The sequence below is a fragment of the Paenibacillus sp. BR1-192 genome, from assembly GCF_029542445.1.
GTDB lineage: Bacteria > Bacillota > Bacilli > Paenibacillales > Paenibacillaceae > Paenibacillus_AQ > Paenibacillus_AQ lautus_A.
Window position 1 is genome coordinate 5,042,722 of the sequence record NZ_CP120718.1, and the last position, 16,304, is coordinate 5,059,025.

The following is a 16,304-nucleotide window of genomic DNA, read 5'->3' on the forward strand; positions in this document are numbered from 1 at the left end:
GGTTAGCCTTCCACCATCAAGCTTGCGACCTCTCCTCTCGTCGAGTCGGGACCGACCTGAATGCGGAACTCGCCCGGCTCCACCACCGGCTTCAGGTCAAGGCCGATCAATTCCAGCTGCTCGCTGCCGATGGTGAACGTTACTTCCTGCGTTTCCCCGGCCTTCAGGAACACCTTTCGGAACCCTTTCAGGGCCTTCTCGGGACGGGTAACGGAGGCGGCCAGATCCGAGACGTACAGCTGAACGACTTCCGCGCCGTCCCGTGCTCCCGCGTTGGTCACGTCGATCCGGACCGTGGCTTCGCCGCCTATGGGAACAACGGCCGGCTCGACCGTCAGACGGCCGTAACGGAATTCCGTATAGCTTAAGCCGAAGCCGAACGGATACCGCGGCGCAAGATCCGTCTCCAGGTAACGCTTGCCCCGGGTCCGTCTGGCATTATAAGAGACCGGCAGCTGGCCAACCTCCTTCGGAATGGACAGCGGCAGACGGCCGGACGGGTTGATATCGCCAAACAGCAGGTCCGCAATCGCGCTGCCTCCCTCTTGGCCGGGATACCAAGCTTCGACGATCGCCGGAATAAACTCGTCGATCCACGGCTCCGTAATCGGCCGTCCGTTGATATAGACAACAATCACCGGCTTGCCGAGCTTCTGGAGCTCCTGCAGCAGCTCCAGCTGCACGCCCATCAGCGTCAGGGTCGAGCGGTCAATCCCTTCCCCGCATTCCATATCGCTCTCGGCATGTCCGGTCACGACCGAGGCACCGGTTCTCAGATCGATGGTGCCCTCCCCGAAATCCCGTGCGCTGGAGCCGCCAAGCACCATCACGATGACGTCGGCTTGCTCGGCGCATGCCAGCGCCCGAGGAAACCCTTCCCTTGAATCGCCTTGTATGCGGCAGCCCGGCGCATACAGCACGCGGCTGTCTCCCAGCCGTCGGCGGATGCCGTCCAGCACCGTTACGATCTGCCCCGGCGGCTGGGGGGAGGTATAATCGCCAAGCTGATGGTACGGCGCATGGGCGTTGGGGCCAATGACGGCAATGGTTCCGCTGCTCGAATCCAGAGGCAGCAGGTTCCCCTCGTTTTTCAGGAGCACGATGCCTTCAGCCGCCGCCTGGTAGGCCAGAGCGATATGCTCCTTGCAGCCTATGATCTGCTCTGCCCAGGCTGGATCCACATAAGGCCGATCAAAGAGTCCCAGGCGAAACTTCAGCTCCAACACGCGTCCGGCTGCCATATTCAGATCGTCTTCAGTGACCAGCCCTTGCTCCAGCGCTTGCTGAAGATGTGCCCGGAACATGGTCCCGGACATCTCCATGTCGACACCGGCCTTCAGCGACTGGGCCGCCGCCTCCACGCCCGATCCGGCCGTATTGTGACCGCATGCCAACATATGGATCGCGCCGCAATCGGTAATGACGAAGCCGTCAAAGCCCCACGCCTCCCGAAGAACGTCTTGCAGCAGGTACCCGCTGGATGTGCAAGGGACTCCGTCGATTTCATTATAGGCCGTCATGACCGACAAGGCACCCGCTTCAACGGCCTTGCGGAACGGCAGCAAATCGACCTCGTGAAGCTCCCGAAGGCCCATGTGAACAGGGGCCCCATTGCGTCCCCCTTCGGAAGCGCCGTAGCCTACGAAATGCTTCAGCGTAGCCAGCAGGCTGGTATGCGAATCCAGGCGCTCGCCTTGCAGTCCCTGCACGGCGGCAACCGCGAATTCGGCCACCAAATGGGGATCCTCGCCAAAGGTTTCTTCGGTACGGCCCCAGCGGGGATCCCGTACCACGTCCAGCACCGGCGAATAGGTGGCCGCTCCCCCCTGAGCTCTTGTCTCGGCGGCAACGGCGCGGCTTATGCTGCGGAACAGCTCCGTGTTCCAGGTGCTGCCGATCGTAAGCGGTACGGGAAACACCGTCGCCCCGATCGCCATATGCCCGTGGGAGCATTCTTCCCCGAACAGAATCGGAATCCCCAGCCGCGAGTGCTCCATCGCATAACGCTGAATCGCATTAACCGCTTCCGCCCCTTCCCGCGGGGACAGACCGTTCGCCAGCGTCACCCCGGTCCAGGGATCGGCCCGCAGCGTTCCGTACAAGGAACCGATTCCTCCCTCCGCAAGCTGCGACTTGAACTCCTCGGTTAGCTTGATCGTACCGTCGTCGCTTCTTATGTAAGCTTTCCAGCCGAACGGCTGGATCAGCTGCCCGATTTTCTCCTCGACCGTCATCCGCTTCAGCAAGTCCTCGACCCGCCGCGAAACCGGCCATGCAGCGTCCTTGTAGTCCATGGCGCACACCCTTTCCTATTCCTGTTAGATTCGTTCTTATTGATCTCATGCAACCGTTTGTTGAATGTTCCAGCATCCTATGGGGTTTCGGTTTTATGCTCTTCCCCATCGGATTCAGCGCCACACCGCCTAAGCAGCAGCCCTGCCGAAATTCCCGATGGAGGAAAAAGGCTCTCCGGCACGATCCGCTCGGCCGAAGAACCTCCCACTATGCGTATCCTGCAGAATGGCTGCACCGCACCTGGACAAACCAGATCAACGGCTAGAACCGTCTTCCAACCTTTTCATGGGCGAGCACGCCTCAAGATGGTTGGATCTGCCGGATGCGAACCTCCTCCGGCCGGTAAACCGTCTGCACTTGTCCCCCGGCATCGGTCGTAAACATCACGGTCCGCTCCCGTTCCAATTCGAAGGCGTAGACCTTTCCGGTTGCCGGGTCCTTTACCTCGACCTCTGCGCTTGCCCCATGCTCGGAGACGAAGACGTACAAGCTTCCTTGCCCGAACGTCAGCTTGCGGCCGTAAATACCCGGAAGCTCGCCTCCCTTCGGCCATTCCAGCTCAGGCGAAACGGCTGCGGAGCGGATAGCTTCCGCGTACAGCGCCTGGATCGGCTCCCAGCGCTCATTCATCTCGACCGGGAGCGGGCACCAGATGAACCGTCCCGAGCCCAAGGTCACCGTGACGGGTGCCAGCGTCCCATCCAACCGGCCCGCCGGACGATCCACCGCCAGCGCGTTAATCTTCCGCTCCCCGAACGAAACGGCGAAATGCTCTCCCGCCAGCTCCAGCGTTTCTTCCCGAAGAACGTTGGCATGGACGGTTTCGCCGATCTCCTGCTGCAGACGATGCGGTGCCGGTCCCCAATACGCATCGGTGCGAAGCGGGCCGGTCCACAAGACCGTGCTCCCTTCCCTTACCAAGTCGAGGAGCTGGGCAAAAGCGCCATCGTCGAAATTATGCGCGCTCGGCACGATGATCAGCTTGGCCGGATAGCGCTTCAGGTCCTCCAGCTGATATTCGCCGATGCCCCGCGGATGGACGTTCATGCCGAACGTCAATGCGCGCATGGCTCTCGTCGTCGCTTCGTACGCCAGCTTGCGGCTGGAAAAATCATTCGAATACGGGTAAACGACGGCGATATCCTCCAGCTGCCGTTCATCGTCGAACAGGCCGGCTGCTTCCTTCATGAAGCGGCCGAAGTCATAGGACACATCAGCCTCCGGCTTCTGCGTTCCGTCCGCCCGAAGCGCCCCGATGTTGGATTCGTTGGCATTATCCATGAAGTAGTTAATATTCCAAATCCACTGGACGGCACCCGCGCCCCCGGTCGAAAACGAATACGCGTACTTCCGCTCCAGGATGCTGCGAAGCTCTTCCTCCGTCCGCTTGGCGATGCCGTCCGGACGCTGCACGTGCATGATGCCGGTCTCCTGGATCAGATTCGGCTTGTCCGGCGTTTTCGTAAATATGCCGTCCCAGGCCAGGTGATCGTTCTGCCACCAGGAGTGGACCGTCGTGTAATCGACCGCGGGGCCATAGAACGAAGGCGACGGACGCTGGGAGCAGATGCCCTCATCCTGACCGACCGTTACCAGCTGGCGGGGATCGGAGCGGCGAATGGTGCCGATGAGCTCGGACGCCCACCGATTATGCATGTCCATGGTGAACAGCGTGAAATCGATCCACGGTCCCCACTTCTTCGGCTGCAGCACGCTGTTGAACAGCTTGTCGTCCGGACTCGGCGCAGGCGCCGACTCGAATGAAGGCAGCTCGCCCGGCGTCATGTTCCAGCGCTCCTGAAGCAGCGCCAGATCATCCCCGTGGCGCTGCCGCAGCCACTCGGACCAGGCCTGCCGCTCGAACCGGTCCCCTATCGATACCGGCCCCTCGAAGATTCGCTTCGGATCGAACAGCGAAGGCTCGTTGATCAGGTCCCAATGCACGTTGGTCGTGCCCCTGTGACGTCCGACGATGGAGGCGACGAAGCGCTTTTGCGCCTCCACCGATCGCGGATCCAGGTAGGGGTTCACGCCTTCCCAGGCTTCGGGCGCAAACGAGAAGAACGTAAACGTCACTTCAAGCTCATGCCGCTTGGCCGTCAGGATAAAGCCATCGATCGCCCGCATGACGTCCTCGGCCGCATGGCCGTCGGCAAACATGATCATCCGGTACCCCGTCCATATGCCCGTCCGGATCAGGTTGATTCCTGCCCGCTTCATCTCCGCCATATCCGCATCCCAACGCTGCACGTTCGGCAGATGGAGGAATTTGCGCGCGACGTCGGAGGTCATGTACGTCATGCCAACGATCGGAACCGTCCGCCCGCCGCGGCGGAAGTAATCGCGCCCGCATTCCAGCCGCTCTCCCGCCTGCAGCAGCGGACGATCGACGCCCCATACCGCCTGGGTCAGGGTGCGGCGCTCCCCGGAATCGGACTCGGCTTCGCAAACGATCCGGTACAAGCCCGCTTCCAGCCGTACGGGTACGGACAAGCGAAGCTGCTGCAGATCCCGCTGTTCCATGCCGGCTTCCGACTTCTCTTGTCCGGTCCAGACGGTCTCGCCGTCGGCTTCCTTGATAAGACTCACTGCAAAATGCCAGGTCTGCGCCGGGGCAGACGTCCGGGACAACGACTGCAGCTGGATCGTCAGCCGCATCTGCTCGCCCGGCTCGTAGGAGGCGTAGTTCGGCTTCAGCCACAGCTCCGTCACGCCTGTTCCCGCGTATTCGGCCAGATCCTTCAGGACGTCCATCCCTTTCGTCTCCCAGAACGATGCCCTCAGCTGCTGGTTGATCAGAATCCAGCGGCCCCCGGCGTAATCGCCCTTATGCTGCTCCAGCATGACGACCGGAGCGGACCGCTCGCGTCGATCACGGTCCATGCCGATCAGCAGCGACGAGATGACGGCGTCCATCGGACCGCATGCCCCCATCTCCGCCGGGATGTCGCTCGCTTTGGTCGGATGCAGCGTCAAGCCCCAGGTCGGCTCGATGCCGAACAGCTCCTCGCGCCCCAGCAGGATCGGGTATTCGGCGGAGGCCTTCAGCTCCCGGACGCGCGATACGTCAACCGCCAGCGCATCATGGATATCCATTCGCTGATGGTAAGTCAGCTGCTCGCGTTCGGCATGCCAGCTTCCGTTCAGCTCTCGAACCGGCCTGCGGAAAGGCACGCCACCGGCATGAACCAGACCGCCGCCGGCCTTCAGGTGGGCTTCGATGGCCGCCCAAGCCGCTTTCGGAAAGTATGGCCCGTGCAGATGAACCAGCGCGTCCCAGCCGCCTTCCGTCAGACGATCAGCCACGTCCGCGGCACCTGAGACCACCGCCCATTCCCGCAATCGCTCCAGTGCTTCAGCAGACGGACGTTCGCCTTCGTAAGGAAAATGCTCGTCGTAAAATACCAGCGTTCTCATCGCCTACTCCTTTCTTGTCCGCGGCTGGCCGTCGACGTATACGGATGTACCGCGCGTTCGCGCCCAGTCGGCGATCCGGGAAGGGTCGCCGGTCCAAAGGCGGTTCACTCCCCATGGATTGGTCTGCGGCCGCTCCTCGCATTCGATGCGGATGACCGGGAACAGCTCGGTCGGACGTTCCCGCGGCAGCCCTTCGATCCACAGCACGTCGCCTTCCTGTCGGAACGACAGCTCCTGCCCTGTTGTCAGCAGCGTCACCCGTGATACCGGCGTCACCAGATCCGCCAGCCTCAGCACCGGCCTCCCATCCCAGAAGCGGATGATGAGATACAGCTTGTTGTCTTTCATCGTCTGCCGCCCGTAGGTGATGAATTCCGTGAGGTTCCCGCCGTCGGAGCCGTAGATGGCCTCGCCGTGAACGTCCAGCCACTCCCCGATCTTCAGCGCCCGCTCCACGAACGCCGGCGGAAGCTGTCCGTCGGGCTGCGGTCCGACGTTAAGCAGCAGATTGCCGCCCACGGTCCCCCCTTTTTCCGCGCACTCGCACAGCATGTCGAGCAGAACGTCGGCCGGACGCCATCGTTCGCCGTTCGTGTACCCCCACAGCCTCCACGTGGTGACCTGGCTGGATTCCCACAGCCGCTTCTGATCCGGGACGATGACATGCTCCGGCGAGCCGAAATCGCCCAGCACCTCGGAATCGCCCGAGCCGCCGCCGCCGTCCGCATGCAGCTTCTCCTCCTCGGACAGCCCAAGACGGTTGTTTACCAGGATGTCCGGCTGAATCGACTTCATCCGTTCCACCAGTTTGATGCTGTCCAGGTCCTCCGCGGTTCGCGGCCAGACCCCGTCAAAAAAGAAATGATCGATGCGCCCGTATTTCGTGACCAGCTCTTCCACTTGGGCATGCAAATACTGCTTCATCGTCTCCCAGCCCTCGGGATCCTTCTCCGGTCCGTCGAAATAAGCCGGGATCCGCCAATCGATCCAGGAATAATATAAGCCGACCCGAAGCCCCTGGGCCCGGAACGCATCGGTAAATTCGCGCACCAGATCCCGGCCGGGCGCCTGCTTCGCGCTGGAATAATCCGTCGTGGCCGTATCCCACAAGCAATACCCGTCATGATGCCGCGTCGTTAAGCAGGCATATCTCATCCCCGCCTTGCGCGCGGTGTACGCCCAAAGCTCGGCGTCAAAGAATTCCGGATTCCACTCGCAGGCCTTCCGCGCGTATTCGGCCTGGTCCAAATGCTCCCGGAACAGAACCTGCTCGCCGCGCCCGTATTGGGCATAAGGCCCGAAATGAATAAACATGCCGTACCGGCTTTCCGTAAACCATTGCCAGCCTTCCCGGATGGCTTGTGTTTGCTTGGTCATGAACTACGTCCTCCTTATTCTGCACGGCTCTTGCCGTGCGGCCAGCCTTAATAAAGACTTTCGCTTCTGACTCTTTGAGCAGTCTCAAGGCTTCTTATGACCTTTACTCTAGCCCGGGAATCCCTGTCTTGAACACTTTACTTTTGAGAGAAAACTTTGATTTTGGCCAATATCGGAGAATTGAAGTCCTAAACGGTAACGTGGATCACTTTCGAATCTCCTTGGAGTCTCCTTCGAATTCCCTCTGTACTCCTCACGGAACGCTCCATGGCGACGCACGAAAAAAAGCAACCCCTTCCCGGTTATCAAACCGGGGAAAGGATTGCCCTGTTCCAATGTTTCTTAGCCGTTAGTGCGCTGACCTTACGACTGACCTGCTCTCCACTCATCGAATTGCCGTTTATATTCATCAACGACCTCATCGAGACCGGCGGACTTCATTGCGGCCAGCATTTTATCGTAGGCGTCCTCGTATTTCACGACCCCGTGCATGACCGGATAGACGCTGGTCTTCAGCTCGGCGATGCAGTTGGCGTACTGCGAAGCAACGTTGGTCGGATCGAAGGTGAAGCCGATCGTGATGCTGTTCACGGCGTCCTCCGATACCGTCGTGCGGCGCTCCAGTCGCGCTGGGTCCGTATTCGTTGGATAACGGTTCATTTCAACGTGGCCGAGCAGCCAGTATGGAAGCTCATAAGCCGGGGAACCGTTCTCGTTCTTGGCCAGATAGTCCTTGGTATTCTTGCCTGTATCCTTCCAATGCACATCTTTCACGCCGCTTTGGACGAGATCCATGTTCTCCTGGCTGCTGTATACCCAGTTCAAGAATTGAATGCCGGCCTCCGGGTGCGGAGACGTGGCCGAAATCCCGTTGGAATTCCGGATCGCGTAGGATCTGAATTTCGGCTGGTCGGCCAAATAATAAATATCCAGCTTCGCATCCGGGAACGTCTGAAGAATGGCATCGCTCAAGCCAACGTCGCCCGGACGGTAGAGATAACGTCCTGCCAGCTCCTCCTGGTTGATAACCTCCGTCGGCGTCGTAAGCAGATCGCTCATAATCAGCCCGCGCTTGTAAGCCTCGTTCATGAACTTCACGTCTTTTTTGAACTCCTCGGTTTCGAACCAGGACTTCACGTTCCCCTGCTGGTCGATGTAAATCATGTTGTCGGCCACGGTAAACGGATAGGTGTCGTAGGTCGTATGCAGGAAGTAGGCTGGCTCCTCCAGCATCTTGATATATACGTTCTTGTTGTCCTGCGGCCAATTCTTCTGCAGCGTCTCTGCTGCATTGAGCAGCTCTTCCGGCGATGTCGGCGGCTTCAGGCCATTTTTCTCGAGCAGATCGGTGCGGATCGTGAACATGCCATCGTTATACGCGGTATCCGCCCAGAAGTTCGGCACGTACGTGATCTTGCCGTTGATTTTCGACGACTCCCAGATCCAGTCCGGCATGGAAGCTTTCAGCTCGGTGCCATACTGATCCAGCAGATCGTCGATCGGAATGATACCGCCGCTGCCCGCAAGCACCGTCGGTCCTTTGGTATCGTGCATGATGGCAATCAGCTCGAATTCCTCGCCCGTCGACATCATGAGGTTGGTCTTCTGATCCCATACGTCCCACGCGATGTACGTCGGTTCGTAGGTAAGGTTCAGACCGTCGGCCTCCAGCTTCTCGTTGATCGCTTTGACCGCCGCATCCAAATCCTGCGGCGCGGAGCCCGGAAGCAAATACCGTACCGGCAGCTTGTCCCCTCCGCCGTTCTCCCCGCTCGCCGATCCATTCTCACTGCCGGCGTCGCCGCCGCCGGAGCAGCCAACGATCACGGAAACCATGAATATCGCGGCCAACCATAGTGCTAGCGCTTTCCTTTTTTTCATGCATGTGTCCCCCTGTCTTCATTTGGTTTAGTCATGCGGTACGATTCCTATCTTAAGGAGACAGTAGGGAAAACGTATACTTCAAAATGATGGTTTTCGCCATTTTAAAACACTGAATCTGCCCGTCACTGCGCCTTTTTCGTCTCGATCGCATGCTGGCTGCGGAACTGGGCCGGCGAGATCTGGTAGTGCTTTTTAAACAGCGTGTAGAAATAGGTCGTATTCAGAATGCCCACCTGCTCGCTGATCGATTGAACCGACTCCTCGGTGCTTCCGAGAAGCTCACGCGCCTTCTCCAGACGAACGGCATTCAGGTAATCGTTGAACGACAGCTCGCAATGCGCCTTGAACAGCTTGCCGACATAGCTGCGGGACAGCTTCACCTCGCCCGCCACCTGCTCGAGCGACATATCCGGCCTTGCATAATGCTTGCGTACGTACATTTGGATAAAATCCACCACCTCCGCATGCCGGACCGCTCCCGATTCCTCGGACAGGCTGCAGAGCCTAAGGGCAAGATCCTTCAGGGCATCCGCGGTTTCCTGCAGCGTCTGAAAGCGGGTAATCCGCCGCGTAAAGTCGAGGAAGAGATCCGCGCTTTCCCGGTTTTTCACCGTATGGACATTGAGCTGCTTGTACAGGCCGCCGATGAACTGGTTGATGAAAAACATGACTTCATGGTAGTTGTAATCGCGTATTTCCTTGATCCACTGATCGATTTCCTTCTCCAATTTATCCCGCTGCTGCAGCTTGATGGCCTCGATGATGCGCTTCTCTCGCTTGTCCGGATACTGCGCCTCGGAATGCTCCGACTCCGCGGCGATGACCGGATCGCCATGGAATATCCTGCCCTTTCCCGCGAAAAAGCGCTGCTGGAAGCAGGACTGCGCGCAATCGAACGATTCGCGCAGCTCCTCGTACGTCTGCGCGGCGGTTCCGATGCCGACGGTGACGGACACGCGGAGCGTGCGGAGCATCTCGCCCTGCAGCTCCTCCAGCATGCCCAATACATGGAGCGGAAGCCGGCTCTGCTTCATGGGGAGAATGATCGCAATGGTTCCGTCCCCCACCGTTGCCACGCTCGCTCCCTCCGGCTCCAGCATCTGCTGGGCCGCCTGGGCGACGGCCGCGCAGGTATAGGACTGCAGCTCCTCGTCCTCGCCCCCGGGCGAGCCGTCTAAGCTGTCGAGCAGAAGGACGGCCGCCAAGAAATAGGGCCCCTTGCCTTCGCGGGCCAAACGGCGGAATGCCGTCTCGTCGCCGCCTTTCAGCAGCTGCAGCACATGCGCCTGCCGGGCGACGGAAGCCTCGGACTCCATCGACTTCATTTTCTCCGTCATTTCGGCGTAAGTGGTATCCAATATGGCAAATTCGTTGATTTGCCGACGGTTTTCCTTCATTTTCGGAATGGCGCTCATTTTCTCCAGCAGGTGGCGGATCGGGTTGTACGCATGATGCGTCAGCCAGATCGACAAGAACATGCTGACGACGAAGCAGGCCAAAGCGAGAACCAGCGCCGACGTTCGGAGGGCCTGCATGTTGAACAATAGATTTTGATATTGGCTTACGCTGATAAACGTCCAGTTCATATCCTTGGATTTGACATAGGTAACCAGGCTCTTGCGGCCGTCGATGGAGCGGGTGAAGTAACCGCTTTCCGCGTCCGATTCCAGAATGGACTGGACATAGGACTCCTGCGATACATCCTCCATGAACCGGGACCGATCCGAATGGGTGATGATGGTTCCCTTGTCGTCAATGACGTGAAGCGAATCCACCGCTTCGTTGCGGTAGCCTCCGATCAGATCCTGGATGGTGTCGGTGCTCATGTTGATTACGATCGCGCCCTTGGAACTTAGCGGCGAATAATAGCTCGGAAGGAGAACGAAAGTCAGGACGTCTTCGCTCCGCTTCGCCGAAGTGGCGGAAGAGATCTTGCGCGGGAACAGATGAAAATAAGATGTATTTTTGCTGTTGATTTCCTCCAGCAGCGCCTTCTCCTGCTCCTTGGTAATCCCCTTCGTATTCAGGTACGTGTTATTCGAGCCGTTATAGATCCCGATCGAATGGATGAACGGATAGGTGGACTGGACCCGGTTAAGGGTACCGAACACGCCATATTGTTTCAGCGGATCAGCCTCTTTGTCCAATAGGGCGTTCACGATCTCCTTGTCGCTGAGCAGAAGGTTGCCCACGTTATACACCTGGTCGCGGATGACGCTGGATACGGCGCTGTTCTGCTTCAGCATCGACTCGGATATTTTTCCTACCTCCTTCGCGGTGCTCCAGGAGAACATCATGTACAGGACGACGGTTACGAGGGCAATCATGGCTGCCGTGAGCAAAACAAAGCTGAGAAACATATTTCGATACACTGCATAACGGAATAATCGCTGCCGGATCATATTCTCCCTCCTTTATCTTTCGGTCTGTATAGCAAACTGAGATCTTATCATTCTTGAATATTACTAACATTATATGTAATATTCATGTTAATTTAATGGGGTTGCTTAGCCATCCGATCGCTTGGAACGGATAGATATTTTATTCTCATCTTACATTTGCTCAGGGCATACATCAATATGAAAACGCATTCTTTATTTCCCTCCCCAAACTCCCCTTCATAGGCTTCATCGGCTAAACTCCTTATAAAATCAAGCTTTTCCAGTCATTATTCAATCCTGGCGACACTTTGCGAAATACTCAAATTCGAAGTTTTTGCCGTTTTTTAAAGCAGGCGTCCCCCCTTTCAATCCGCTCAAACTCCATTTTCATAGTTTACTGCACGCGGCAACTCTCTTTACACTCGAAACAGAACTGCTACGCTTGCAGCCCCCATCACTTACGAAAGGACGTGCCTACTCATGAAAAAAAGCCGCTTCGGCTTCCTGCGCGAAATCCGCTCGAACGGATCCGCCTACCTGCTCGTCGTACCGGCTGCCATCTATACGCTGGTCTTCGGTTATTTCACGCTTCCGTACATGCTCATTGCGTTTCAGAAGTTCAACTTCAAGACGGGACTTTTCAATTCCGCCTGGGTCGGCTTTGACAATTTCAAGTTCTTCTTCTCGTCGCCCCGGGCTTGGGAGGTCACCTTCAACACCTTGAAGCTCAATTTTCTATTTATCATCGTCGGCACGCTCGCAGCCATGGCGCTGGCCATACTGTTCAACGAGCTCCGCAGCCGCTGGTTCTCGAGGGTGACCCAATCCACGATTTTGTTCCCGCATTTCTTGTCCTGGGTTATCGTGAGCTATATCATCTACAGCTTGCTGTCGACCGACTACGGTATCCTGAACCGGATCCTGGCGTTCTTCCATATCGACCCCGTCAACTGGTACGCCTCTCCGCAATACTGGACGTGGATTCTTACGACCGCGGCGGTCTGGAAGGACCTCGGGATGAACCTCGTCATTTATCTGGCGGCTATCACGGGAATTGACGACAGTTATTACGAAGCCGGCCGGATCGACGGCGCTACCCGTTGGCAGCTCATCCGCCACATCACCATTCCGCTCATGCTGCCGACCATATCCATCTTAACCCTGCTGGCTCTGGGCAAAATCATGTACGGCAGCTTCGACATGATCTATGCCATCGTCAAGGACAACGGGCTGCTGTATCCGACGGTTGACGTCATCGATACGTATGTGTTCCGTTCCCTCCGCACCATCGGGAATCCGGCACAGGCCATGGCCGTCGGACTGTATCAATCCGTGGTCGGCTTTATTCTCGTATGGGGCAGCAACAAAATCGTGAAGAAGGTGAATCCGGACCATGCCTTGTTCTAAAGCAAGCCGGATTCATTCGGAAGGGAGCGAAATCTAGATGACGTCCAGACCTAAATTTTTCGACGCCGTGAATGCCGCGCTGATCGGCATCATCTCCATTCTCTGCATCCTGCCGATGCTGCTTGTGCTCATGGTGTCCTTTACCGACGAAGCCAGCATTAAGCAATTCGGCTACCAGCTGTTCCCGAGCGAGCTGTCGCTGGATGCCTACAAGCTGCTCCTGTTCGGCAGCACGCCGCTGTACCGGAGTTACATGATCTCGATCATCGTGACGGTCGTCGGCACGATCCTTGCGGTCACCATCACGTCCATGGCCGGATATACGCTGGCCGCCAAGCATATCCGTTACCGCAACGGGCTCGGATTGTTCTTTTTCATTACGATGGTGTTTAACACGGGCCTGGTGCCCTGGTATCTGATCAACCTGAATCTCGGCATGAACAACACCATCTGGGCCCTGATCATACCGTCCCTGGTGTTCAACCCGTTCAACCTGTTTCTTGTGCGCAACTACATGTCCCAAATTCCGCCTTCCCTGACGGAGGCGGCCAAGATCGACGGCGCGAGCGACTTCTATATCGCGTTCCGGATCTACTTCCCGCTCTGCATGCCCGTTCTGGCTACGATTACGCTGTTCTACGGCATTGCCTACTGGAACAACTGGTTCAACGCCATCATGCTGGTGGACAACGAGAAGTTGTATCCCCTTCAATACCTGCTGTTTAAGCTGAACTCCGAGATCAGCATGATTCAGCAGATGCAGAGCAGCGGTGCCATCCTCGGCAGCCAGACGCTGCCGCAAGAATCGGTGAAGATGGCCACCGCCATTCTGACGATCGGTCCGGTGGTGCTGTTCTATCCGTTCCTGCAGCGGTATTTCATAAAAGGGCTGCTGATTGGCTCTTTGAAGGAGTAAGGGTTTTATCCACATGCCATGATCTCAGGATATAAGCAGGTAACCCGGTTTTACTGAAATCAAAGAGGCTAACCGCTGGGACTGACCCCATAACGTGAGACAGATTAAAAACACCTTCAAGAGAATGCAACCATGTCGTAAGATATGGGGACAACTATGGAGGTGTTTTTGCGTTGGCAACGAGAGTCAGCTATCCAGTAGAAGTGAAAAAGAAAGCTATTGAAATGAGGTTGGATGGCATTCCAGTGAAAGAAGTCATGGACCAACTGAACATACGAAATAAGACACAAGTGGAGACCTGGATGAGATGGTATCGCAGCGGCCAATGGAACCGGTTGAAGCAACCTGTCGGTAAACAATACAGCTACGGTAAAGGCCCTGAATATGCATCAGAACTCGAGAAGGTGCAGGCGGAAAATCGGTTTTTGAAGCAACAATTAGATCTGCTAAAAAAGTTCGTGGAAATGCAAAGGAGGTGTCGCCAAAGGCTGTAGTGGAGTGGGTTGAGTCTGTTCGAGGAGAAGTCAGTGTAACTCAAGCGTGTGCATGGATCGGGCTTTCTCGCTCCACCTACTATCGCTGGAAGGACGCCTACGAGAACCCATGTAAAGATCACATGGTAGAGAAGATTCGAGAACTCTGTAGTCAGCATAAATTTCGTTATGGATACCGGAAGATCACGGCTCTACTTCGGATGGAGCGTAAGATTAACCATAAACGCGTGCAGCGGATTATGCAGCGTGAGGGGCTCCAATGTCGTGTCAAGGTGAAGAAACGCAAACCTACAGGCCAGCCAGCTTATATCGCAGAACACTTGTTAAAGCGCCAATTTGCAGCCGATGCCCCCATGCAAAAACTCGTTACAGATATTACGTATTTACCGTTTGGCGGAAAAACGTTATACCTGTCGAGTATCTTGGACTTGTTTAACGGTGAGATTGTGGCGTACAGTATTTCTGACAAGCAAGACACCGGGTTTGTCCTGGACACGCTGGGTCAGCTGCCCGCTCTGCCGGGCACCATGCTCCATAGCGATCAGGGCAGCGTCTACACATCTCAGGCTTATCAAGAAGCTGTAAAGGGAAAAGGCATTACCATGAGCATGTCCCGCAAGGGTACGCCCGCTGATAATGCCCCCATTGAATCGTTTCATTCCACGCTAAAGTCTGAAACGTTCTATCTCGAAGGTTTAACCTGTACGACGACGGCCATCGTCGAGCAGACCATTCGAGACTACATTACTTACTATAACTCAATTCGCATTCAAACAAAACTAAACAACCAGTCGCCGTTTCATTTCCGGCAACTGGCTGCTTAAACTTGCAAGGTGTTTTGATCCCTGTCTCACAAACGGGGGGCAGTCCCGCTCTCACGGTTAGCCTCTTTTTTTATATGCTGGATGTCTTTGTGGATGCAACCTCTGCCGCTTCGGATGGAACATCGTCAACAGAGTTCGTAAGCGTAACCCTGATGTTGTACATCGGGACAGTAACGGTAATCCGGTTTTTAAAAGAACAGGATGAATGCTAAAACGCCCGGCTTTTGACTTCTCCTTGATAAGCCAATGCATCCTGGGCCCTTAACCGCTGAACCTCGCTCAGCTCCGACAACTCGGCCCATTTGTATTCCGAATGCTCGGAGCTGAGCACAATTTCCTCGTGAAGCGGGATCCAACAGCGGAATATGCCGACCTGCGCGTTGATATGACTGTGATAATAAAATCCGGTCAAGACCGCATCTTGCAGGGTAAGGCCCAGTTCTTCGCGGCATTCGCGAAAAATCGCTTCATGGATCGTTTCGCCGGAATCCACCCCGCCCCCGGGCAAACTCCATCCCTTATTCCCATAGGTCCGTTTTAATAAGAGCAGCTTGCCGTCAGCGTTCAATATGATGGCATGCACACCAAATCTGTACGTGTCATGAAAGCCCAACTTTCATCCTCCCATCCCGTCAATAAATGCTCATCGGCTACCTCAAACGATCCTTCATTTCCTCCAGCACAATTCCCCACCATGAAGAGGAACGTACAGCAGGGAGATCCATCTCTTTCAGCTCCCGCTTCATTTGTTCGAAGGCTGACTTCCACTCGTGCTGCGCCTGCGAGGCGTCCGGACGGGTTCCCGGCTTGATCTCTCCTCTTCTGAACTTCTCAAGTTTCTCGCGAAATTGTTCTGCCGTCAAAATCATGGGAGGTGGATCAGGCTGCAAGCGCTCCGTTTGCTGTTTGAATCGAAGCACACGGTCCATAAAAGCGAGCAGGCTGTCGATGGAGGCGTTTATGTAGGTCGGTTTCTGTGTACCGCCCTCCGTTACTGCCCACACTCCCCCTGTATCCTTTTGGATCGCGACATGCAGCCCTTCGCTCCAGATCTCCCTTCCGATCGCGATATAGGCTCCATGAATATCCTGTAGCGGTAACGCTTCATGAAACAGAAGACCCAACGGGGGCTCCTGCGGATCAAAGACCGGCATTCCCCGTTGCACAAGCGTTTCCACCGTCTTATCGTGCATTCCCAGGACGTCCAAGCTTTCCCTCGTATAAGGCAGCACTCCGTGATCATACAGCGTATGATATTGCGGCTCCATTCTAACCCTCCCTTAAACTCCTAAACCGGTACGTATTCTGT

The 16,304-nt window shown here is 56.5% G+C and carries 10 protein-coding genes; 3 read left to right on the forward strand and 7 right to left on the reverse strand.

Going from position 1 to position 16,304, the window contains the following annotated elements; all coding sequences use genetic code 11:
• Window positions 1–2 precede the first annotated feature (2 nt).
• From P0X86_RS22680 to P0X86_RS22700, 5 genes are all read right to left on the reverse strand, one after another.
• The gene (locus P0X86_RS22680; protein WP_192571120.1) at window positions 3–2,294 is read right to left on the reverse strand and encodes a glycoside hydrolase family 3 N-terminal domain-containing protein; all 2,292 of its coding nucleotides are present in this window, start codon (window positions 2,292–2,294) and stop codon (window positions 3–5) included.
• A 301-nt stretch (window positions 2,295–2,595) separates the two neighbouring features.
• On the reverse strand, window positions 2,596–5,712 hold the full coding sequence (locus tag P0X86_RS22685) for an alpha-amylase family protein (protein ID WP_277746522.1): 3,117 nt from the start codon (window positions 5,710–5,712) through the stop codon (window positions 2,596–2,598).
• A 3-nt stretch (window positions 5,713–5,715) separates the two neighbouring features.
• Complete coding sequence (locus P0X86_RS22690; protein WP_090907846.1) at window positions 5,716–7,089, reverse strand: alpha-L-fucosidase; 1,374 nt, start codon at window positions 7,087–7,089, stop codon at window positions 5,716–5,718.
• Between the two features lie 363 nt (window positions 7,090–7,452).
• Window positions 7,453–8,970 (reverse strand): DUF3502 domain-containing protein, encoded by a 1,518-nt coding sequence (locus P0X86_RS22695; RefSeq protein ID WP_277746523.1) that lies wholly within the window; start codon window positions 8,968–8,970, stop codon window positions 7,453–7,455.
• A gap of 125 nt (window positions 8,971–9,095) precedes the next feature.
• On the reverse strand, window positions 9,096–11,375 hold the full coding sequence (locus tag P0X86_RS22700) for a helix-turn-helix domain-containing protein (RefSeq protein ID WP_277746524.1): 2,280 nt from the start codon (window positions 11,373–11,375) through the stop codon (window positions 9,096–9,098).
• Between the two features lie 459 nt (window positions 11,376–11,834).
• Here P0X86_RS22700 and P0X86_RS22705 point away from each other — a divergent pair, with 459 nt between their 5' ends.
• From P0X86_RS22705 to P0X86_RS22715, 3 genes are all read left to right on the forward strand, one after another.
• A complete protein-coding gene (locus P0X86_RS22705; RefSeq protein WP_009589944.1) occupies window positions 11,835–12,761 on the forward strand; it encodes an ABC transporter permease in 927 nt (308 codons plus the stop codon).
• 37 nt (window positions 12,762–12,798) lie between these two features.
• Entirely contained in the window at window positions 12,799–13,677 is an 879-nt protein-coding gene (locus tag P0X86_RS22710) for a carbohydrate ABC transporter permease (RefSeq protein WP_009590031.1), read from the forward strand.
• A gap of 173 nt (window positions 13,678–13,850) precedes the next feature.
• Window positions 13,851–14,995, forward strand: a protein-coding gene (locus P0X86_RS22715) for an IS3 family transposase (RefSeq protein ID WP_277746525.1) whose coding sequence is annotated in 2 segments (ribosomal slippage) — window positions 13,851–14,145 and window positions 14,145–14,995 — 1,146 coding nt in all. Because the reading frame shifts where the segments join, the coding sequence is not laid out codon by codon here.
• A gap of 208 nt (window positions 14,996–15,203) precedes the next feature.
• Here the strand turns inward: P0X86_RS22715 and P0X86_RS22720 are convergent.
• Both P0X86_RS22720 and P0X86_RS22725 read right to left on the reverse strand, forming a co-directional pair.
• Window positions 15,204–15,608, reverse strand: a complete 405-nt coding sequence (locus tag P0X86_RS22720) for an NUDIX hydrolase (RefSeq protein ID WP_277746526.1) — start codon at window positions 15,606–15,608, stop codon at window positions 15,204–15,206.
• Window positions 15,609–15,645: 37 nt separating this feature from the next.
• Entirely contained in the window at window positions 15,646–16,263 is a 618-nt protein-coding gene (locus P0X86_RS22725; RefSeq protein ID WP_277746527.1) for an SUKH-4 family immunity protein, read from the reverse strand.
• Window positions 16,264–16,304 lie beyond the last annotated feature (41 nt).